The organism is Pseudomonas sp. GNP013 (assembly GCF_054343995.1).
Map to the genome: position 1 here is coordinate 1491491 of NZ_JBTGUT010000001.1, position 21771 is coordinate 1513261.

The following is a 21771-nucleotide window of genomic DNA, read 5'->3' on the forward strand; positions in this document are numbered from 1 at the left end:
ATGGGGGCTTTGACGAAAGCTGAGATGGCGGAACGTCTGTACGAAGAGCTGGGTCTGAACAAGCGCGAGGCCAAGGAATTGGTCGAGCTGTTTTTTGAAGAAATCAGGCACGCTCTGGAAGACAACGAACAGGTCAAATTGTCCGGTTTCGGCAATTTTGACCTGCGGGACAAACGCCAGCGTCCTGGCCGCAATCCAAAAACGGGAGAAGAAATCCCGATCACGGCTCGCCGTGTGGTCACCTTTCGTCCAGGGCAGAAGTTAAAGGCCCGAGTTGAGGCTTATGCTGGAACCAAGTCATAACGACGAGCTACCCGTCATCCCGGGCAAACGCTACTTCACCATTGGTGAGGTCAGCGAGCTGTGTGCGGTCAAACCGCACGTGCTGCGCTATTGGGAGCAGGAGTTTCCTCAACTCAACCCCGTCAAACGCACCGGGAACCGTCGGTATTATCAGCGCCAGGACGTGCTGATGATCCGACAGATCCGCGCGTTGCTGTACGACCAGGGGTTCACCATCAGCGGCGCGCGTCAGCGCATGTCCGGTGATGAGGCCAAAGACGACACCACCCAATACAAGCAACTGATCCGCCAGATGATCTCCGAACTCGAAGATGTGCTGGTGGTGCTGAAGAAGTGAATTGAGCTTTTAAAATACTTCCACATTTCAAAAGCTTGCGGTATATTCCTGATCGCTTCGTTGCGAAGCAAACCCAGTAACACGCCTAGTCGGGGCGTAGCGCAGTCCGGTAGCGCACTAGCATGGGGTGCTAGGGGTCGAGTGTTCGAATCACTCCGTCCCGACCATATAATTCAAGGGGTTGCGAGATTTTATCTCGCGACCCCTTTTTTGTTTGCAGGTGTTTTTACCCCACAAAACGCCCGGCTCTTGATGGACATTTCGATGTGATACCACTATCGGAGTTTGCCCAGTGCACTTCGATCCTTTTTCGATATTGAGCTGTGTCGGTCGTAGTATGTGACGTTCGATGATGGGCTGAGAAATCAGTGACGACCAAAGGCACATTACGGCTGTCGCTATAAGAGATATCATCCCGCCATCAGCTCAAGAGGGGCTCCCTGGCCGTTCAGTTTCGGCACTCCCTTGAGCATAACGACAAGGATTGTTGCGCATGGACGATATCGTTCAGCCCCTCACACCCCAAGAAGAAGCCCCGCCTAAGGAAGTAAAGGTCCTTGCCACCTTGGTAGCAAAGCTAAATCTTGCAGATTTCCAGAACGCTATCCCTGTGATTCGAGAGCTTCGTATCTCGAACGAAACGAGTAATCGTTTCGTCAATGCCACTCTTACGCTTAGCTCGGCCCCCGAGGTATTTAAGTCCAAGATTTGGCGGATCGACGAGATCGCTGCAGATAGCTTCCGGGTCATACCTGGGCTTGATCTTGTCTTGGACGGCCCGTTGTTGAGTCGCCTGACAGAGTCAGAAATGTCGACCTTTACGTTTGTCCTCGAAGCCGATGACAAGGAGGCGGAGAGCGGTCGCAAGGAAGTCGCTCGGCTTGAACAGGTTGTAGACCTTTTGCCCAGAAACCAGTGGGGCGGATTGCGGCATATACCAGATATGACTGCGGCTTTTGTTCAGCCGAATGATGCAGCGGTTGAGCGGTTGCTCAAACAGGCGGCCGAGTTGCTTCGTCTTAGCGATAAGCCGTCGGCACTTGATGGATATGAGGGTGGCCCCAAAAGAGCTTGGCAGTTGGCGTCGGCAGTGTGGGGCGCTGTGGCGCGCATGAAGCTCGACTATGCGTTGCCGCCGGCTAGCTTTGAACAATCAGGACAGAAGATTCGTAGCCCCAGTCAGATTGCTGACTCCGGGTTGGCTACTTGTCTCGATCTGACTCTGCTTTTCTGTGCAGCATTGGAGCAGATCGGTCTTAACCCTGTGATCGTATTCACCCATGGTCATGCCTTTGCTGGTTTGTGGCTTAAGCCAGAAGAGTTCACGACTGCCGTGGTGGATGATGTCACTGCAGTACGTAAGCGGGTGAAGCTTCAGGAGCTCGTGCTGTTTGAGACCACTCTCATAACCCACGCCTCGATACCGCCATTCTCTTATGCGGTAGAGATGGGCACGAAACAGGTAGCCGAAGATGCTGAAAGTGTTTTCGAGATGCTGCTAGATATCCGTCGCGCCCGTTTGCAACGTATCAAACCGCTCGCCAGCTCAGAGGCTCAGATTACACGCGTCGCCGTTGCTGAGTCTGATGAAGCCCCATCGATTCTTGTGGAGGACGGGATCGGCATCTCCGATGACAATATTAAGGCACAGGTTGAGGATCTGTCTAAGCTCGACCCAGCAGATCGCCTCGGCCGATGGCAGCGAAAGCTTCTGGATCTGTCGCTTCGAAATAACTTGCTCAATTTCAAAATGGGTAAGCGAGCGCTGAAGCTTGAATCTCCTGATCCTGGTGCTCTTGAGGACATTCTTGCAAGTGGACAGTCTCTAAAGCTGCTTACCAGGCCTGACCTAATGGATGGCGCAGATCCGCGTGAGCGCGCACTCTATGAGCAGCGTGAGCGAGAAGATGTTCGCCGCCGTCATGCTGAAGATGCTCTCAAACGTAGGGAAGTATTCGTTGCGCTGACGTCTGCCGAAATGGATGTCCGATTAACCGAGTTATATCGAAGCGCTCGTACTGCTTTGCAGGAAGGTGGCTCCAACACGCTTTTCCTGGCCATCGGTTTTCTAAGCTGGACGCGTGAGGATAGGGCCGGGCAGAAGTACAAAGCGCCACTGGTCTTGGTTCCTGTCACTTTGGAGCGTAAGAGTGCGCGTTCTGGATTCACCATGGTGCTGCACGATGATGAGCCTCGTTTTAACCCGACTCTGATCGAGATGCTGCGTCAAGACTTTGAACTGGGCTTGGGTTCACTGGAGCAGGAGCTGCCTCGGGACGACTCCGGTCTGGATATCGCATCCATTTGGAACAAAGTTGGTCATGCTATCAAGGATATCCCTGGCTGGGAGCTGAACGAGGACGTTGTTCTCTCGATGTTTTCGTTTGCCAAGTATCTTATGTGGAAGGATCTTGCCGAGAATGCAGAGCACCTTCGACAGAGCCCTGTAGTCCAGCACCTTCTGGATACGCCACGTGATTCGTTCATCTCCGAGACCCCGTTTCCGGAGGCGGAGTCACTGGACCGTGATTACGGTCCGACTGATGTATTCTGCCCATTGCCATCTGATTCATCTCAGCTTGCTGCTGTGATGGCAGCAGCGAAGGGAAAAGATTTCGTTCTCATAGGTCCACCGGGCACGGGTAAAAGCCAAACGATTTCAAACATGATCGCCCAGTCCATCGCTCAAGGGCGCCGGGTGCTGTTCGTATCTGAGAAAATTGCTGCTCTGGATGTCGTGTACCGGCGCTTGCGTGAAATCGGTCTGGGTGAGTTTTGCCTTGAACTTCACTCCAGCAAGGCTCGAAAAACGGATGTCCTTGCTCAGTTGCAGTCGGCTTGGGAAGCGAAAGGTGAGGTAGATGCTTCCGCTTGGGAGGTGGAAGCGCAGCGGCTGGCTTCCCTGCGTGACAGCCTCAATATTTATGTCGAGCGTCTGCACCGCCGGCACCGCAACGGCTACACCATCTACGATGCTATCGGGACAGTGACATCGGGTGTTGATGAGGCAGTAGCTGCGCTTTCTTGGCCATCCCCGGACATTCATGATCAGAAGGCCATGCTTGCGCTTCGAGAGCTGGGCGACCGCCTTGAAGTGAACGCGCAGGCTGTGGGCTACGGTCAGCTGGCAGGCAACGCTTTGTCCGGGGTAGGCCAAGCAGAGTGGTCGCCTCATTGGCAGCAACAATTCGTGCAGGCGGCTCGTGACGTGCTTCCTGCTGTGCTTGAAGTCCAGCGAGCTGCCGATCGCTTCGTTGAGCTGTCAGGGCTTCCTGTTACGGAGTACACCCCAACAGCGCTTGAGGGGCTGTCGATTCTTTCTCGAGTACTTCCCGCTGCCGCTGGGCATGATTGGCGGTTCGCACTTCGCCCCGATGCTCGCTCGATTTCTAAACGCCTGAGTGACGGCTGCACTTGGGTCGACGAACACCGGAACATTAACTCCAGACTCTCATCCTTCTGGTCCTCCCGTATTACTGCTGAAGCTAAACAAGGCATTGATCTGCTGCAACAACGCCGCGCTACATTCGTTGATCTAGGCCCGGCCTGGCCAGAAAATGTCACTGACGTTCTCGGGCAAGCTGTCATATTGCTGCGTCAGATAGACGACCTCAAGCACCAGCTAACGGCGTCCTACGGGGATGCGATTGAAGTACTTGATACCGAACGCCTACTGCGCGAATGGAAAGAAGCGGAGGAGTCTTTCTGGCCTAAGTCCTGGTTCGGAAAACGCCGCATCGCTGGGCTATTGGCGCCGACGCAGACATCAACAGGTGAAATCGACAATGGCAAGGATCTCGCTACTTGGGTAGAGATTCGGTCGGTACGTCGAGCAATCGACGAGCTGGAGCCAGGTCATGAGTGTGTTGCTGTTTGGCAAGGTGCCAAATCCGAATCAACGCATCTCGCGACAGCGATCAAGCTGCAAGAGGCTATGCGGCTTCAGAAAAGTAATTCTGCTTGGATCGATGACGGCTTGCAGTTGGTTGAGCAGGGCCAGCTAGGTGATGAGCTGAAGGAGGAACTCCGCCGGCTGCGTGCGCTGACTCGTCTCGATGCTGGGTTAGATGAGCTGGTTGATCTCAGCTTAGCAACTAGCTCTCTCTGGAGCGGTTTGACCACTGATATTGACGTGCTGACTGCAGCGCTACGTTTCCAGGCTGAACGACGTGACATTGAAGAACGTGGTCGGCTTGTCGACGATCATCCTCATATAGAGGAAGGGCGTTGTGGCTCGTCGTTCAAAGCTGATTTTGAACTGCTCAAGAAAAGAGCAGCAGTTGAACGAGAGTTGGTGGATCTGGCTGATCTGCGAGAAATCGTTCCTGTCTGGAATGACTTAAAAACGAAGGTTGACGTCGCACTTACGGCGGTAGCCTTCCAAGGGGAGATGGCTGCCGCGGTAGCGAAGCTAGCACTCAATCCTGAGCAGGTCGCGGCCTACAAAGCACCGCTTCAAACTTTGCTGGGTGATGGTAACGCATTACTTGAGCCGGAGGCTGCTATAGCCATTGCCGGCGCTACCCTTCGTGAAAAACTCGAGCTGCTCCAGGAGCGAGCAACGCACCTGACTACCGTCGGTCATTTCACCGAAATGGGCGTCATCGAAACTGCCAACCTGGCACTAAGTGATATCAAGAAAAATTGCGAAACTGTTGTTTCGTCTGAATCGCGCCTGAAGGCATGGTGCGCTTGGCGGAAGGTTCGCGATGAGGCCTACGCTGTCGGCCTGGCTCCGATTGTTCAATCGATGGAAACAGGAGCCATCAGCTCTGGAAAAGTCCGTCGTGCATTGGAAGTAAATTATGCCCGCTGGTGGCTGAACACGACGGTCGACAACGAAGAGGTGATCCGGACGTTCGTTAGCGTAGAGCATGAACAGCGCATTCGTGATTTCCGGGCTTTGGATGACAAGTTCACTGAGTTGACCAAGGACTGGCTCCGGGCTCGGCTATGTTCCGACCTACCAAGCCAAGACAGTGTAAGTCGCTCTTCAGAGTGGGGAGTCCTGCGACATGAGATGGGCAAGAAGACCAAGCACATTCCATTGCGGGAGCTGATGAGTCGTGCGCCAGAAGCGCTAACCAAGCTGACTCCATGTTTGCTCATGAGCCCTCTATCCATTGCTCAGTATCTGCCTCCTGCCTCGACGCCATTCGATCTCGTTATCTTCGATGAGGCATCTCAAATACCTGTCTGGGATGCCATCGGCGCAATGGCCCGAGGGAGGCAAGTGGTGATGGTGGGCGACCCCAAACAGCTCCCTCCGACTTCGTTCTTTAACCGAGCTGAGTCGACCGCTGAAGATGAGGATGTAGAGGCTGATCTCGAGAGTATTCTGGACGAGTGCATCAGTGCCAATTTGCCAATGCGTAATCTGAACTGGCACTACCGTAGCCGCCACGAAAGTCTGATCGCTTTCTCGAACCAGCGATACTACCAGTCGAAGCTGGTGACCTTCCCATCACCGTTTACGGCCGACAAAGCAGTACGGTTATGCCCAGTCCCGGGTGTATATGACAAGGGTGGGTCGCGAACAAACTTAATTGAAGCAAGATATTTAGTTGCTGATTTGGTTGCCCGCCTACAGTCTCCGGCCTTCCGCGAAAGCGGGCGGACCGTGGGGGTCGTAACCTTTAACGGCGAGCAACAGAAGCTCATCATGGACATGCTGGATGAGGCTTGCCGGAAAGACCCATCACTCGATTCGTATTTCGCTGAGTCCGAGCTGGAGCCTGTATTCGTCAAGAACCTTGAGAGCGTTCAAGGCGATGAGCGAGACATCATCTATTTCTCGACCACCTACGGAAAAGACGCTGCCGGTGTGCTGTCCATGAACTTCGGTCCGATGAACCGCCCTGGTGGTGAGCGTCGACTGAACGTGGCAATAACCCGTGCTCGCCAGGAGCTTGTGGTGTTTTCGACCTTGCGCCCAGAGCATATTGATCTAGCTCGTACGCAAGCGATCGGGGTTCGAGATCTTAAGCACTTCTTGGAGTTTGCAGAGCGTGGCCCACGGGCTCTCGCAGAAGCTGACTTTGGTAGCGTGGGTAGTTTTGACAGCCCATTCGAAGAGGCAGTTGCAGCGGCCTTGGCTAAAAAGGGATGGCAGATATTTACCCAGATTGGCGTTTCCTCCTTTCGGATAGACCTTGGGGTTGTTCACCCTGACAAACCTGGACGGTACCTTGTCGGGATTGAATGCGACGGTGCTACCTATCACCGCAGTGCGACCGCTCGTGATCGTGACAAGCTCCGTGAGTTTGTACTGCGTGGACTTGGTTGGGAGATCGTTAGGATATGGTCGACAGACTGGTGGGTTGATGCAATTGGAACTGCCGAAAAGGTACATCTACGTCTGAACGAACTCCTTGCTGAGTCCCGAGCCAAGCAGGCTGTCATCGATGCCGCTCAAGAGGCAGAGCGACTGAAAGTCGATGTAGCTATGGCTGAAGTCATTGAAGTAGTAAGTCAGGTTGCTGTGGTCGCCACAGTGGATAGTGCGGGCGAATCCAATGATCCCTCAGGTGCATTCCCTGATTTTAAGTACGCCAAGGCTGCATCTATCAAGCCAGATGAGGATGTCCTGGCTCTTGCTCGTCCCCTTGAATATTTGATTTATAAAGAATCCGACCCTCGTCAGGCGGTAGGGTTGGTCGATCCAGATCAGTTCTTTGAGGCGAGTTACACGGAAACGTTGGAGCAGATGATTGCTCATGTCGTGGCGGAAGAGGGACCGGTTCTGGACACGGCGCTTGCGAGGCGCATTGCCCGTGCTCATGGCTGGGTACGAACCGGCTCACGGATACGTGATCGCGTTGACCAAATTGCTCGGGCGCGATTCCGCTCACATGAAGAGGAGCAGACAGGAGTCTTTTTCTGGCCGACTCATATCGAGTCGGATGCCAGTGTCGTCTTTCGTAAGCCCGGCGATGAAGACACCACGAGAGGGCTATCTGAAATCTGCCTGCCAGAACTACGTGCTTTGGTTGACGAGATGGTGCAGCGGGGGCACGAAGGGGAGGCCCTAATATATGCGGTCGCGAAGGAAGCTGGTGTAAGCAAGCTTGCTCATGCGGGACGCCAGCGGATTGAGAGAGCCGTACGTCAAATGGCGGGGTAAACAAGGGGGCCGTCAAGGTCCTCTTACTTCTGGGAAACTGAACGCGCCCTCGCTCTGAGAAGCGTGGAGTACAAATGCATTCCTTATGGGCTAGCTGATGTTTCGGTAACGAAATGCGTAGGTGATTCAGTCAACGCCAAGAGTTATTTTAACGTGCCATCATATGGGCGTTATGGAGAGTCGTGATGGGTTGGAAAGGGACTGTACGTTCGCTGCAAGCGTCTGCGCGGCGATCAGAGCGTAACGCTCATCGCCGTCAGCGTGAACTTGAAAAGCGACAGAAAGAGTACGCAAAGATGGAAGCGCTGGAACAAGCAGCGTATGAAGTTGAGGTGTACGAAAATCACATAGATATCATCCTTTCAATGCACAAGGAGTGTGCTGAGGCTGTGAAATGGAAACGACTTCTCTCCAATCCTGAACCTAGACAGCCACTCAAGAGCGGTACTCTTGAACAAGAAGCTACGCACGCGGCCGCTACATATCACCCCAATTTCTGGGCTAGGCTCTTCAAGCTAGAGGCTCGTCAGCGTGCAGCCCTGAAAAGCAAGATTGGCGCCGCGCAGGCGGAAGACGAAAGGCGATATCAGGCTCAGCTTGATGAATGGAAAACTGCCCATACCGAGTGGGCAGAGGAGAGGGGCATTGCGATCCGTATCCTTGATGGTGACCGTCAGGCCAAGCTAGATGCCATCGAAGCTTTCGAGTCGTTTGCAGAAATATCACACCTCGGCTCAGCTATTCAGATGATTGTTCATGACGGTGGTGTCCTAGAAGCCAAAGTCGCTATCCATGGCTCCGACGTGATTCCTACCGAAATCAAATCTCTACTCAAAAGCGGCAAGTTGTCGACCAAAGCTATGCCAATTGGTCGGTTCAACGAACTCCATCAGGACTACGTGTGCAGCTGCGCGCTGCGAGTAGGTCGAGAGTTGTTGGCAATCCTGCCGGATGATTTGGTCATCGTCACCGCTCTGGACAATGTGCTCAACAGCTCGACAGGTCATATGGAGGAGCAGCCGATTCTGAGTGTTGCATTCTCTAGGTCAACTGTTGACGGACTTAACCTCGAAACCATCGATCCGTCTGATGCTATGAAGAATTTTGTCCATAACATGTGCTTCAAAAAGGGCGCTGGGTTCTCGGCTGTTGCCACCCTTGATGCTCAGCGCTTCGCCGTATTCGTATAACTGAATCATCTGAGAATCCAGAGAATGACATGGCCAGCGCGCTTACTGCAGAGCCAAGCAAGGCCATGGTAGTTGCAACTCGATCTTAGCGAACGACCTGCGTTATGCCTGTAACGTGGAAACCAGCGGGATTAGCTGCAATAGCATCAGCGACAGTGATCAGCGCTATCAGCGTAACGCGAAAACCAATAACGGTGGTTGCGGTTCGATCTCCGACAGGAATCTACGTGCTCAATGCGATGCTCTGAAGCGTTAATTTTCAGCACCGACGATGCATTTTGACAACGTTACTCTTTAAGAGATTTCGATACCGGAAATGCTACGGTCTCTTCAAGCCAAAGAATGCGTGATAGGCAACTTCAACTCAGCCACCAGGGAGAAAACAATTGAAGGTAATCCGGAGTAAAGAGTTCACCGCTGCTCGCGCATGGGGTGCACTGGATATTGCAAACATGCACGGCACGACGGTGCGTCTTCATTGGACGGATCAGCCTTACAAGTGGCATGTGAACGATGGCGAGGAAGTATTTGCGGTTCTGGACGGCGTCGTCGAAATGCACTATCGCGAGCTAGGTATTGAACACATTGCTGTGCTGTCGGCGGGAGATGTGTTTTTTGCGGGTATCGGTTGTGAGCACGTTGCTCACCCTCTTGGCGAAGCTCGAATACTTGTGATTGAGCGCGAGGGTAGCGTTTGATTGAGAGCGGGCTGGTCCGATGCTACCAGCGCACTCTCAACCCTCCTGAATTCAACCCCCCGCAAAAAACCTCAAACCCTTGCCAATACCGCATTGATACGTGAGCGTTTTATCAATCTGCCGGTAATCAGGCACCGAGAATATCGTCATGCTGAACTCGCCGCTGCCGTCCGGGTGCACCCGATAGCGCAAAAATTGATTAATAGGCTTGCCGTCACGGTTCACACTGAAATGATCGTCGGCGAATGCCAGGGTGCCGTCTTCGGTCACGCGAAAGGCGTCAATACGCAGCCCACCGCGGGTTTTGGTGGGCTCTACGTCGCTCGATCCCGGTTTGCAGAGCCCCAGGTCAAGTACCACGGAGACGGACTTTCCGGCCAATAACGACTGTGTCACTGCGGGCAAGTCGGGTAAGGCATCGCCGGCCCAGCTCATGGCGGGGACTGACAGGGCGAGCAGAAAGAGGCAGGACTTGTTCATAGCGTCTCCAGTAGTGGTCAGGGTGGGAGCAGGTTCTCTGTAGCGGTTTTTGACAGTACGCCGCGTGGATGAACGTTGCAGTGCGGTCTTGCCCAGAGAGCGGCTAGCCAATTGACGAGCTGTTCCACTGAATGTTCCCCAGCACCTGTTTTCGATGGACTCTGGTATTGCGCCTGCGCCTGTCCCTTTTTTTCACTTCACCTGTCATACCCGGTAAGTGAACAAAATCGAGAGCCTTCCCATGTCCGCCGTTTTGCCCCCGCGCTTGCGCCCTTTGTTCCGTTTGAGCCTGATGCTGAGCCTCAGCGCCAGCCCGCTGTTCGTCTCCCTCAGCTACGCCGAAGACACCACACGCCGCAGCTATCAGGTACCCGCCGGGAGCCTGAGCGCCGCGCTGACCCGGTTTGCCGGCCTGGCTGGCGTCAATCTGTCGGTGGACCCGGCGCTGGTCAGCGGTCGCAACAGCAGCGGCCTGACGGGCGAATATGCTGTGGAGGAGGGCTTTGCCCGTCTGTTGCAAGGTTCCGGCCTGCAGTTGCAGCCGATGGGCGAGCAGGCGTTCATGCTGGTGCCGGCGCCCGAAGGCAGCAGCCTGCAACTGGCGCCGACGTCTATCCTCGCCACCAACGACCTGGCGGGCGGTGATGCCTACGCCGGTGGGCAGGTTGCGCGCCGGGGCTCGCAGGGGTTGTTGGGCGCGCGGGACTTCATGGAAACGCCCTTCAGCATGACCACCTACACCCAGGAGGCGGTCAAGAATCAGCAGGCGCGCACGCTGGGCGACCTGATTGCCAGCGACCCTTCAGTGCGCACCACCAACCCGGCGGGTGGGCGGTATGAGCAGTTCACCATTCGCGGTTTCAGCCTGTTCAACAGTGATGTGTCCTACAACGGCCTGTACGGCGTATTGCCGACATACACGATTGACATGGAAATGGCCGACCGCGTCGACATCCTCAAGGGCCCGAGCCAGTTGATCAATGGCATCTCGCCGCGCGGCAGTGTGGGTGGCGGCATCAACGTGGTGCCCAAGCGGGCGACCGACAAGGCTATCAATTCGTTTACCGGCACTTGGGCTTCGGGCAGCCAGGCGGGCGGGGCGGTGGATATTGGCCGTCGGTTCGGCGAGGACAATAAGTTCGGCATTCGTTTCAACGGCGTGAAGCAGGCCGGCGACACCGAGTGGGACCACCAGAGCGTAGACCGCGAGATGGCCGTGCTCGGCCTGGATTTTCGCGGCGAGCGCCTGCGTCTCTCGACAGACATCGGCCGCACCGCGCGGGACACCGACGCGCCTCAGGAGCGTGTGCAGGTGGCCGCCAATGCCAGGGTGCCAAGCGCCAGCGATGTGCGCCGCAACTACGCGCAGTCCTGGAGCAAGGCCAGCACCAACGACACCTTCGGCACGTTCAATGGTGAGTTCGACCTCAGCGACAATGTGCTGCTGTACGGCGGGGTCGGCGCGCGCAAGAGTAACCACGACTTCCTGCGCCATGCGGTGTCGGTCAGCAATAACGCCGGCGACTTCAGTGTGCAGCCGCGTGATTTTACCCGTGACGAAAATGTGCGCACCGCCACCGCCGGCGTGCGCAGCTGGTTTCACAGCGGGCCGGTGAGCCATGAGGTCAACCTCGCGGCCAGCTACTTCTACATGGACTTTGAAAACGGCGGCGCGCGCTACGCGGCCCCGCCGAGCAACCTCTACAACCCCGTGCAAACCCCTACGCCTTCGCGGCCGACGCGTTTTGACTCCAAGGTGTATACCGAAAACACGTTCAGCGGCCTGGCGTTGTCCGATACCCTGGGCTTTTTTGACGACCGCCTGCTGCTGACCCTGGGCGCACGCTGGCAGCGCGTGAAGGTCGACGACTGGACGGACAACGTCAAAGGCGCCACCGCCTACGACGAAGAAAAGATCTCACCCTCGGGCGGCGTGCTGTTCAAGGCCACCGACACCCTCTCGCTGTACGCCAACTACATGGAAGGCTTGAGCCAGGGCAAGATCGCGCCGTCCACCTCGATCAACGAAGATGAAATCTTCCCGCCCTTTATCAGTCGTCAGGTTGAGGTGGGCGCCAAGTACGATGCCGGAGCCTTCGCTGTGACGGCGGCGGTATTCCGCATCAAGCAACCGGCCTACGAAACCAATGCCGGCTCGCGGGTGTTCGGCCCCAATGGCAAGCGGCAGAACGATGGGGTTGAGCTGAGCCTGTTTGGCGAGCCGCTCAAGGGCTTGCGTCTGCTCGGCGGCGTGATGTACATCGACAGCGAATTGACCCACACCACCAACGGCACCTTCGACGGTAACCGCGCGCCGGCAACGCCCAAGTACAACGTCAATCTGGGTGCAGAGTGGGATGTGCCGACCCTCGAAGGCCTGACCCTGACCAGCCGCGGCATCTATTCCAGCTCCCAGTACCTGGACCAGGCCAACGTCAAGCAGATCGATGCCTGGAACCGCATCGATGTTGGCGCGCGTTACGCCTTCAAGGTGGATGACAAGCACATCACCCTGCGCGCAAACGTGGAGAACGTGGCCGACAAGCGCTACTGGAGCTCGGCCGGTGCCTCGGATGACAGCGAGCCGGGTTTGACCCTCTCGACGCCGCGCACCTATCTGTTGTCGGCCACGGTCGATTTCTGAGTTGACACAGGGGGATTCAGATCAGCGGGTCCCAGCGCTGTGACCAGTCACTTTCCGCCCTGACCACCTCGCGCAGCAGTGCCAGTGCCTGCTGCAACACGGCCGAGTCCCGCGCCCGCGCGTACACCAGGTAAGTCGGAAAGCTGAACTCCGGTGCCTTGGGCACACGCTGCATCACGCCGCTGTCCAGGTAGCTTTGCACCACGCGCGTGCGGAAATACCCCGCGCCGCCATTCTCCAGAATGTACTGCAAGGCCAGCGGCCCCACATTGAAACTCAACGCCGCGCGGGCCTTGTCGGGCAGGGCGGCGTCGTGCTGCTGGCGAAAGCCCGGGCCCCAATCGATATACACGTAAGGCGCCGGCTTGCTCACCAATTGCACCAGAATCAGTTTTTCTTCGAGCACCTGCTCCACCTGCAACCCCGGCCAGTACTGCGGCTGGAACACCAGCGCGGCGTCGAGCACGCCCAGTTCCAGTTGGCGCAGCAGGTGCTGGCCTTCGCCGATTTCGGTGCGCAGTGCGTGCCCGGGAATATGTTCGCGCAGGGCCTGGGCCCAGCCAAGCATCAGCGGGTTGCACAGGCTGACCTCGCCGCCGATGTGCAGCATGTTGCGATAGCCTTCGGGCAATGGCAGGTCGCGGCGCGCGGCCTCCCAGGTCTGCAGCAACTGGTTGGCATACACCACGAAGGCCTCGCCGTCGGCAGTCAACCGCGCACCGGCGCGGTTACGGATGAACAACGTGCTGCCCAGCTGGCTCTCGAGACTCTTGACCCGCGCGGTAATGGCCGTCTGGGTGACGTGCAGCTTCTCGGCCGCCGCCGCCAGGCTGCCGCAGCGGATAATTTCAAGAAAGGTGCGAGCCAGTTCGATGTCCATAAAATGCCTTGCGATTGAGTCCGGGCATTGTAGTGGAATGCGTGGGGCTGTGAGCGTTCGCACTCCTGTGGCAAGCCCCAGTGCCGCCCAGTCAAACGCAGATTCTTGTGGCGAGCAGGCTTGCCCTGCGTTGGGCTGCGCAGCAGCCCCAAAACCAGCAGTCAGGTACACCGTGTTTTGCTTGATTGGGGGCGCTTCGCACCCCAACGCGGGGCAAGCCCTAATGCCGTTCAGTTAAGCGCAGATTCCCTGTGGCGAGCAGGCTTGTCCTGCGTTGGGCTGCGCAGCAGCCCCAAAGCCAGGCGCTGAGCCGTATCAGGTACACCGCGTTTTGCTTGATTGGGGGCGCTTCGCACCCCAACGCGGGGCAAGCCCGCTCGCCACGGAGCTGCGGTCACTTGGGACGGGCGGTTGTCATTCCCACGCCCCGCGGTCCAGGCAGCGCGCGGACGCAGGCGGTTGTTTGCCGTCGGCGAGGAAGTCGCCAAGCCAACGGGTCACGCAGCCATTCACGTCGGCGCTGGAGGCGTCCTTGAGCAGCAATTGCTCCACCCCTGTGGCCATCGGCGAGCCTTTGCTCGCGTTCACCAGCACCATGCGTGCGACCCGCTCGGGAAACAGCGAGCCATACCGGCTGCCGAGCAGGGTGGCGTCGGCATTCCCCACAAAGCTGAGCTGCGCCTCGCCCAACTGCCCGCGCACGTATTCCATGTCCTGCGCAGCCTGCTCGACCGCGTTGTCCTGCGACAGGTCACGCACGCTCAGTTCGATCACGTCATACCGGTCAACCAGCTTGCGGTAGGACGGTGTCGCCAGGGATTCCCAGCGGCTGGCCAATTGCAGTGCGAAATGCACGCCGCTGGCCGTGCCTGATGTGCCCGGCTGGATAAACACCACGCCTTCGCGGTTCAGCGGCTGCCGGGCACCTACCCGGGTCAGGGTGAGATTCACGCGACCGCGCCCGGGGGCGGCATGGTCGCGCGGCACGCTCACCTGACCGCACTGGGTGCGCGCCACCACCTCGGGGTCCAGCGGCACAACGCCGGAAAAGGGGCAATCCAGCAGCCAGTCAATGGCGGTCGGCGTGATCAACGGATCGGCCAGCAACAGGGGAGCTGCAAGCCAACAGCCGAGGCAGGCCAGGCATTTTGCTAGAGCGCGGAGTTTCATCGAGGGGGTTCGGTCAGCCGTGAAATAGCGGCTTTTTTACCAAGGACCCCAGTCTGGATAATGTAGGGTGAATAAAAGGTTTGTGTAGGAAAGCGGAGATTCGTTTATCAACTGTCGGTATTCCAGCCGCCCCCCAGCGCCTTGAACAGCGCGATGCTGGCTTGCAGGCGCGACAGCCGCAGTTGCACGTTCGCGTCCTGGGCCGCGTACAGGGTGCGCTGGGCCGCAAGCAGCGCCAGCCAGTCTTCGGCGCCGGCCTGGTAGCGGCTTTCGGCGATCTGCAATGCCGTCTGCGCTTGCTGTAATTCTTCGTCCTGCCATTGGCGCTGCTGGTCCAGGCGCGTGATGCTGCTCAGGGATTTCTCCACATCGGCAAAGCCATTGAGGATGGCGGCGCGATAGGTTTGCAGCAATTCATCCTGGCGTGCACGGGCCTTGTCGCGCTCGGCGCTTAGACGGCCATGGTCGAAAATCGGCGCCACCAGGCCGGCCGTCAGCGTGTAGTAGGGGCTGCGCAGGATCTCTGCGGCCTTGTAGGCATCTGAGCCAACGGTGGCACCCAGGGTTACGGCGGGCAGCATGGCGGCGCGGGCGACTTTGACATCTGCCTTGGCCGCCGCCAATTGTGCTTCGGCCTTGGCCAGGTCGGGGCGCCGGCTCAGCAGTTGGCTGGGCACGCCGGGGCCGATGCTCGGCCACGTCAGCGTGTGGAAGGGTTCGGCCTCCAGCGCCAGAGCCTGCACCGGTTGGCCGAGCAGGGTGGCCAGGCTGATCCGCGATTCTTCGGCCAGTTGCTGGATCAAGGGCACCTGGCGCTGCTGTCCGGCCACCAGGCTTTTCTGCTGGGCCAGCTCCAGCGCCGTGGCTGCGCCTGCGTCGTAGCGGGTCTGCACCAGCTTGAGCACGTTGCGTGCGTTGGTCAGGTTCAGCTCGGCAATCTGCAGGCGCTCGCGTGCCGCCAGGGTTTGCGCATAGCGGTCGGCGACGTTGCCAAGCAGGGTCAGCTCCACGGTGGCCCGGTCGGACTCGCTGGCGCGCAACCCATAGAGGGCGCTGTCCCGTGCGGCGGCGCGCCCACCCCAGAAGTCCACTTCATAGCTGGCGCTGAAATTGGCGCCGAAATTGTCGACGGCATCATCATTCTGCGACACATCCAGGTCGGGGCCGCCCTTACCGCGCAGCAGTTTCTGATGGCCGGTGGCGAGGTTGAATTTTACCTCGGGCAACAATGGCGCCCCTGCAATCACGGCGCTCGCCTGGGCCTGGCGTACGCGCGCGATGGCGGCGGCAACATCGAAGCTGTCACGCCGGGCCTGGCCGATCAGCCGATTGAGCTGCGGGCTGCCAAACTGCGTCCACCAGCGCTGGTGGGTCGCCCGGGCCGCATCGCGCTCGGCGAATTGCCACGCGGCGGGGGCGGTGATGCCGCCGTCGACGATCGGCGGGTTGCCGCCGCAGGCGCTGAGCAGCAGGCACAGGCTGACGGCCGACAGGTGCGGGATAAACGAAGATTTATTCACTGGACAATGCCTTGACTGGATCGAGCCGGGCCGCTTTTCGCGCCGGCATGAAGCCGAACAGCACGCCGGTGGCCAGTGCACAGCCAAACGCGCCGAGCACCGCCAGCAGCGAAAACTGCACCGCCACCTTGGCCAGCACCAGCACACCGCCCACCAGCAATGCCAGGGCAATGCCGAACAGGCCGCCCACCACCGAGAGCATCACCGCCTCGGTAAGGAACTGGCGCAGAATGTCGCGCTGGCGGGCGCCGGTGGCCATGCGGATGCCGATTTCACGGGTGCGTTCGCGCACGGTCATTAACATGATGTTCATCACGCCGATCCCGCCCACCAGCAGGGAGATCGCGGCAATCGAACCCAGCATCAGCGACAGCGTATTCTGCGTGTGCGCCTCGGCCTGGATCATCGCCGCATTGTTGGTCAGTTCGAAGTCGCGCTTGCCGTTGTGCAGCTTGAGCATCAATTCATTGATGGCCTGTTCGGCCTCCCGCACCTTGCGCGCATCGGCGGCGGCGATCACCACGTATTCGGGGTTGTAGCTGCCAAACAGGCGCACGCTGGCGGCGGTGTAGGGGATGGCGATGCGGTCGTCGCTGTCCTTGTTGCCGGAGCTTGCGCCTTTTTCCGCCAGCACGCCGACCACCTGGAACGGCACGTTTTCGATCAGGATGTACTGGCCGATGGGATTGGCGACATCCTTGAGCAGCTTCTGGCGTACGCGATGGCCGATCACCGCCACTGTGGCGGCATTGCGTTCGTCGGCTTCGCTGAAATAGCTGCCCTCGACCACCGGCCAATTGAAGATGCCGGGGAAGTGGGTGTCATTGCCGCCCACATACGCCATGTAGTCGACATTGCCAAAGCGCACGCCGGCATCGCTGCCATTGACCGGCATGATGCGCTGCACCTGAGGCAGCGTGGCCAGGGCGGCAACGTCACTGAGGCTGACCACCCCCTGCGGCGTGCGCGGGTTGGGCGAGGTACCGCTGAGGTAGAGGATGTTGGAGCCGAACGCGCCCATCTGCGCCATCACCTGGCGCTTGCTGCCTTCGCCCACCGCCAGCATCACCACCACCGATGCCACGCCGATGATGATGCCCAGCAAGGTTAGCGCGGTGCGGAAGCGATTGACCCACATCACGCGCCACGCCGCTTGCACGGCGTCCACCAGTTCGGCCTTCCAGGCGCCGTTGTGTTCGGCGCCGTCGGCCAGGCGCTGGCGCAGGTCCACGGCCTGCAGCGCGTTGCCGTTGGCCGATGCCGGCACGCTGCTGTCGCTGTCGGCGGAATCGCTGATGATCAGGCCATCGCGAATCTCGATGATACGGTTGGCGCGCGCCGCGACTTCGCGGTCGTGGGTGATCAGAATCACCACATGGCCCTGGCTGGCCAGTTCGTCGAGCAGGGTCATGACCTCGGCGCCGCTGTGGCTGTCGAGGGCGCCGGTGGGTTCGTCCGCGAGGATGATATGGCCGCCGTTCATCAAGGCGCGGGCGATGGACACCCGCTGCTGCTGGCCGCCGGAAAGCTGGTGCGGGCGGTTGGCGGTGCGCTCGGCCAGGCCCAGCCGGGTGAGCAGGGCGTTGGCGCGGGCATGACGTTCGGCGGCGCTGATGCCGGCGTAGATCGCCGGCATCTCGACGTTTTCCTGGGCCGAGCCGGACGGAATCAGGTGGTAGCCCTGGAACACGAAACCGAAGGCTTCGCGGCGCAGCCAGGCCAACGCATCGCCGTCCAGGTGCGCGACGTTTTCCCCGGCGAACAGGTAGTCGCCCACGGTCGGGCGGTCGAGGCAGCCGAGGATGTTCATCAGGGTGGACTTGCCGGACCCGGACGCGCCGACGATGGCGACGAATTCGCCGGCATGGATCGACAGGTCGATGCCGCGCAGCACATCCACCTGCGGGCTGTCGCCGCCGCCGTAGGATTTGCGGATGTTCTTGAGTTCGATCAGCGGCGTGTTCACTTCAACCTCCGCTGCCGTCGACCGGGCCGATCAGCAGGTGATCGCCCTCGCTGAGGCCGTCGAGCACTTCGACCCGCAGCCGGTCGCTGATGCCCAGGCGCACCTGGCGCTCCTCAATGCGCCCGTTCTGCGCGACCACGCGGGCCGAGCTGCCGTGCAAGGCGGCGACCGGCGCGGTGAGGGCGTCCTTGACCTGACCTGCGACGAAAAACACCTGGGTGGTCATGTCGGCCATCAACGCGTTGTCGGTGTTATCCACGTCCAGCAGCACGGTGTAGAGCACCACGCGGCCGCTGCCGCTCTTGCTGCTGGGGCTGCCGCCGCCCTGGCTGGTTTCGTTCAGCGGCTTGGGCGGAATCGGCAGGATTTGCCGCACGGTGCTGGTCCAGCGACGGCTGCCGCCACTGAGCGTGGTGAAGTAGGCGGTCATGCCCGGTTTGACGTGACCGATGTCGGCTTCCGACACCTCGGCCCACACCGTCATCGGCGACAGCCTGGCGATGCGCAGGATCAAGGGCGTCTGCTGCTGGGCGTTGAGGGTCTGGCCGACGCGGGCGTCCACCGCCACCACCGTTCCGCTCATCGGCGCATAAATGCGTGTGTAGCCCAGCTCGGCTTCGTCGCTGCGCAGGCTGGCCTGGGCCTGGCGGATCTGCGCCTGGAACATTTCGACGCGCGCCTGGGTGGCGCTCAGCTCGGCCCTGGCGGCTTGCACGTCTTCTTCGCGCGTGGCGTTACCCGCCGCCAGGCGCTGCTGACGTTGGAATTTCTGCCGCGCCAGTGCATGCAGGGCCTGTTGTTCCTGCAGTTGGGCCTTGAGGTTGTCGATGGCGTAGCGACTGGCGTCGAGTTTGGCTTTTTGTGTGGAAGGGTCGATCTCTACCAGCAGTTGGCCTGCCTCGACCTGATCGCCGGCCTCGACATGAATGGCGCGGATCTGCCCCGACGCCTGGGCACCCACATCCACGTACCGGCGCGGTTGCAGGGTGCCCAGTGCGGTGACGCTGTTTTCAATGTTGCCACGCGTGACGGTGACGGTAGTCAGTGCATCGCGGCTCGGCGGCAGGGCGTACCAGGTGATCAGCGCGATGAGGGCAATCAGGCACGCCACAGCAGGCAGGGCGCGTCGGGCGAGGCGAGGGCGTTTCATGCGTGGGTTCCAGCCGGGAGGTATGGCCGCAGTCGCGGAGAGCTGACTGTTATACGAGGGCATTGCGCGCAAATTTAGGCGGTTACACAGGCTGTAACAGCGCCGATGAGTAAAAAAAACCGCGTCAAAGGCGAGACTTCTTTAAAAGTAGATGAGAATTACTATAAATTGCACGCACTCAAACTGCCATCACGGTGGCTTGCCTGCAGGCGCGGACAAGCTTGCGTCTGCAGGGGTGTTCTTATTCAAGAGTCTTATCGCTGCGCGACACGGACGGGAGTCATGTTGGAAAACTACTATCGCGAGCTGGTGTGTTTCCTCAACGCCAAGCTGGGCAACCGTCAGGTGGCCGAAGATGTGGTGCATGACGCTTACGTGCGAGTGCTGGAGCGCACCAGCGACACGCCCATCGACCAGCCCCGCGCCTTTTTGTACCGCACCGCGCTGAACCTGGTGATCGACGGCCACCGGCGCAACGCCCTGCGCCAGGTCGAGCCACTGGAGGTGCTCGACAGCGAGGAGCGTTTCGCCAGCGGCTCGCCACATGCCACTCACGATCAGGCCCAGCGCCTGGACATGCTCGAACGCGCCCTGGCCGAGTTGCCGAGCGCCTGCCGCGACAGTTTCCTGCTGCGCAAGCTCGACGGTTTGTCCCACCTGCAGATCGCCGAGCGCCTGTGCATTTCCCGCGCGCTGGTGGAAAAACACATCGTCAACGCCATGAAGCACTGCCGCGTGCGCATGCGCGAGTGGGACGCGCACTGATCAGCTGTTAGTTAAATTTTATTTCACTGTCCTCGTTTCCTATCAACACACGGCCTGTTGTTCAGGCCTTGACGGTATTCCCGCCCCGTCCGCCAAGGGGCTTATCCAGAGGACACTGGAATGACACAGGCAATTGCTTCGCCCGCGGTTCACGACCTGATCGGTATCGGTTTCGGCCCTTCGAACCTGGCGCTGGCCATCGCCCTGCAGGAGCGTGAAAAAGCCCAGGGTAAACTGGACGTGCTGTTTCTCGACAAGCAGGCCGACTACCGCTGGCACGGCAATACCCTGGTGACCCAGAGTGAACTGCAGATCTCCTTCCTCAAGGACCTGGTCACCCTGCGTAACCCCACCAGCCCCTATTCCTTTGTCAATTACCTCAAGGCCCACGACCGTCTGGTGGACTTCATCAACCTGGGCACCTTCTATCCGTGCCGCATGGAGTACAACGACTACCTGCGTTGGGTGGCGGGGCAGTTTCAGGGCCAGGCCAACTACGGCGAGGAAGTCCTGGCCATCGAACCGATCCTGCACCAGCAGCAGGTCGAGGCGCTGCGCGTGATCTCCCGTGATACACAAGGCGAGCAGCACGTGCGCACCACCCGTGCGGTGGTGGTCAGCGCCGGCGGCACACCGCGAGTGCCTGATGCGTTCAAGGCGCTCAAGGATGACGGCCGCGTCTTCCACCATTCCCAGTACCTGACGCGCATGGCCCAGCAACCGTGTGTCGAGGGCAAACCGATGCGCATCGCGGTGATCGGCGGCGGCCAGAGCGCGGCCGAAGCCTTCATCGACCTGAACGACAGCTTCCCTTCGGTGCAGGTCGACATGATCCTGCGCGGGTCGGCGCTCAAGCCGGCCGACGATAGCCCGTTCGTCAACGAAGTGTTCTCGCCGGCCTTTACCGACCTGGTGTTCCAGCAGGTCGGTGCCGAGCGCGAGCGGCTGGTGGCCGAGTACCAGAACACCAACTATTCGGTGGTCGACCTGGACTTGATCGAGCGCATCTACGGCATCTTCTATCGTCAGAAAGTCTCGGGCATCGCGCGCCAGACGTTCCGCACCATGACCGTGGTCGAGAAAGCCAGCGCCGGCCCCCTGGGCATCGAACTGGCCCTGCGCGACAACGCCACCGGCGAAACCAGCGTCAGCCACTACGACGCGGTGATCCTCGCCACCGGCTACGAGCGCCAGATGCACCGTGAACTGCTGGCGCCGCTGCACGCCTACATGGGCGATTTCGAAGTGGCGCGCGACTACCGCATCGTCACCGACGAGCGTTGCAAGGCGGGCATATACATCCAGGGGTTCAGCCAGGCCAGCCATGGCTTGAGCGACACCTTGCTGTCAGTGCTGCCGATCCGCGCCGATGAGATTGCCACTTCGTTGTATGAAAACGATCGTCATCGTGGTCAAGGCCGCTCGGTCCAGGATCTGTTGCTGGCCACCGCCAGTTGATCCCCCTTTGCAGGGGCGAGTTCGCTCGCTCCTACAGACGGTACTTGTGACACCGTTGGGCCGCTGATACTGTACAAAAAACCAGTA

General features: G+C 59.3%; 14 protein-coding genes and 1 tRNA gene. 9 read left to right on the forward strand and 6 right to left on the reverse strand.

The genetic code is table 11. The features are described from left to right. From ihfA to ACXX81_RS06890, 6 genes are all read left to right on the forward strand, one after another. Positions 1 to 303 carry an integration host factor subunit alpha gene (ihfA, locus tag ACXX81_RS06865; protein ID WP_002553164.1) on the forward strand — a complete coding sequence of 101 codons (303 nt, stop codon included), beginning with the start codon at positions 1 to 3 and terminating at the stop codon, positions 301 to 303. Beyond that, positions 284 to 640: a MerR family transcriptional regulator gene (locus ACXX81_RS06870; RefSeq protein WP_003174972.1), complete on the forward strand. Its 357-nt coding sequence runs from the start codon at positions 284 to 286 to the stop codon at positions 638 to 640. The genes ihfA and ACXX81_RS06870 overlap by 20 nt, the downstream gene beginning before the upstream one ends. A 90-nt stretch (positions 641 to 730) precedes the next feature. Next, positions 731 to 807: transfer RNA gene (locus ACXX81_RS06875), tRNA-Pro, on the forward strand. 326 nt (positions 808 to 1133) lie between these two features. Then, on the forward strand, positions 1134 to 7763 hold the full coding sequence (proA, locus tag ACXX81_RS06880) for an anti-phage protein ProA (protein WP_458571396.1): 6630 nt from the start codon (positions 1134 to 1136) through the stop codon (positions 7761 to 7763). Positions 7764 to 8059: 296 nt separating this feature from the next. Continuing rightward, positions 8060 to 8953 (forward strand): hypothetical protein, encoded by an 894-nt coding sequence (locus ACXX81_RS06885; RefSeq protein ID WP_231423048.1) that lies wholly within the window; start codon positions 8060 to 8062, stop codon positions 8951 to 8953. Between the two features lie 386 nt (positions 8954 to 9339). Next, positions 9340 to 9651 (forward strand): cupin domain-containing protein, encoded by a 312-nt coding sequence (locus ACXX81_RS06890; protein ID WP_231423047.1) that lies wholly within the window; start codon positions 9340 to 9342, stop codon positions 9649 to 9651. A 51-nt stretch (positions 9652 to 9702) separates the two neighbouring features. Here ACXX81_RS06890 and ACXX81_RS06895 read toward each other — a convergent pair whose 3' ends face one another. After that, on the reverse strand, positions 9703 to 10131 hold the full coding sequence (locus ACXX81_RS06895; RefSeq protein ID WP_231423046.1) for a VirK family protein: 429 nt from the start codon (positions 10129 to 10131) through the stop codon (positions 9703 to 9705). A 241-nt stretch (positions 10132 to 10372) separates the two neighbouring features. Here ACXX81_RS06895 and ACXX81_RS06900 point away from each other — a divergent pair, with 241 nt between their 5' ends. Next, on the forward strand, positions 10373 to 12775 hold the full coding sequence (locus ACXX81_RS06900) for a TonB-dependent receptor (protein WP_209983074.1): 2403 nt from the start codon (positions 10373 to 10375) through the stop codon (positions 12773 to 12775). Between the two features lie 16 nt (positions 12776 to 12791). Here ACXX81_RS06900 and ACXX81_RS06905 read toward each other — a convergent pair whose 3' ends face one another. The 5 genes from ACXX81_RS06905 to ACXX81_RS06925 form a co-directional block, all read right to left on the reverse strand. Further along, a complete protein-coding gene (locus tag ACXX81_RS06905) occupies positions 12792 to 13655 on the reverse strand; it encodes a LysR family transcriptional regulator (RefSeq protein WP_209983072.1) in 864 nt (287 codons plus the stop codon). A 414-nt stretch (positions 13656 to 14069) separates the two neighbouring features. Further along, positions 14070 to 14825 carry an alpha/beta hydrolase family protein gene (locus ACXX81_RS06910; RefSeq protein ID WP_209983070.1) on the reverse strand — a complete coding sequence of 252 codons (756 nt, stop codon included), beginning with the start codon at positions 14823 to 14825 and terminating at the stop codon, positions 14070 to 14072. Between the two features lie 107 nt (positions 14826 to 14932). Further along, complete coding sequence (locus tag ACXX81_RS06915) at positions 14933 to 16345, reverse strand: efflux transporter outer membrane subunit (protein ID WP_458571397.1); 1413 nt, start codon at positions 16343 to 16345, stop codon at positions 14933 to 14935. Next, entirely contained in the window at positions 16338 to 18311 is a 1974-nt protein-coding gene (locus ACXX81_RS06920; protein ID WP_209983069.1) for a MacB family efflux pump subunit, read from the reverse strand. Before ACXX81_RS06920 ends, ACXX81_RS06915 begins: the two co-directional genes overlap by 8 nt. Before the next feature lies 1 nt (position 18312). Beyond that, entirely contained in the window at positions 18313 to 19461 is a 1149-nt protein-coding gene (locus ACXX81_RS06925) for an efflux RND transporter periplasmic adaptor subunit (protein ID WP_458571398.1), read from the reverse strand. Positions 19462 to 19743: 282 nt separating this feature from the next. On the opposite strand from ACXX81_RS06925, the gene ACXX81_RS06930 reads away from it, so the two are divergent. Together ACXX81_RS06930 and ACXX81_RS06935 are read left to right on the forward strand one after the other, a co-directional pair. Beyond that, complete coding sequence (locus tag ACXX81_RS06930) at positions 19744 to 20226, forward strand: sigma-70 family RNA polymerase sigma factor (protein ID WP_269325487.1); 483 nt, start codon at positions 19744 to 19746, stop codon at positions 20224 to 20226. A gap of 120 nt (positions 20227 to 20346) precedes the next feature. Beyond that, a complete protein-coding gene (locus ACXX81_RS06935) occupies positions 20347 to 21684 on the forward strand; it encodes a lysine N(6)-hydroxylase/L-ornithine N(5)-oxygenase family protein (protein ID WP_209983065.1) in 1338 nt (445 codons plus the stop codon). Positions 21685 to 21771: the final 87 nt, after the last annotated feature.

Bases quoted from the DNA above. Each gene is read 5' to 3' on its own strand.
- ACXX81_RS06935 (WP_209983065.1), top strand. From the start codon at position 20,347: ATGACACAGGCAATTGCTTCGCCCGCGGTTCACGACCTGATCGGTATC.
- ACXX81_RS06925 (WP_458571398.1), bottom strand. From the start codon at position 19,461: ATGAAACGCCCTCGCCTCGCCCGACGCGCCCTGCCTGCTGTGGCGTGC.
- ACXX81_RS06910 (WP_209983070.1), bottom strand. From the start codon at position 14,825: ATGAAACTCCGCGCTCTAGCAAAATGCCTGGCCTGCCTCGGCTGTTGG.
- ACXX81_RS06900 (WP_209983074.1), top strand. From the start codon at position 10,373: ATGTCCGCCGTTTTGCCCCCGCGCTTGCGCCCTTTGTTCCGTTTGAGC.
- ACXX81_RS06870 (WP_003174972.1), top strand. From the start codon at position 284: ATGCTGGAACCAAGTCATAACGACGAGCTACCCGTCATCCCGGGCAAA.
- ihfA (WP_002553164.1), top strand. From the start codon at position 1: ATGGGGGCTTTGACGAAAGCTGAGATGGCGGAACGTCTGTACGAAGAG.
- ACXX81_RS06905 (WP_209983072.1), bottom strand. From the start codon at position 13,655: ATGGACATCGAACTGGCTCGCACCTTTCTTGAAATTATCCGCTGCGGC.
- ACXX81_RS06930 (WP_269325487.1), top strand. From the start codon at position 19,744: ATGTTGGAAAACTACTATCGCGAGCTGGTGTGTTTCCTCAACGCCAAG.
- proA (WP_458571396.1), top strand. From the start codon at position 1,134: ATGGACGATATCGTTCAGCCCCTCACACCCCAAGAAGAAGCCCCGCCT.
- ACXX81_RS06895 (WP_231423046.1), bottom strand. From the start codon at position 10,131: ATGAACAAGTCCTGCCTCTTTCTGCTCGCCCTGTCAGTCCCCGCCATG.
- ACXX81_RS06885 (WP_231423048.1), top strand. From the start codon at position 8,060: ATGGAAGCGCTGGAACAAGCAGCGTATGAAGTTGAGGTGTACGAAAAT.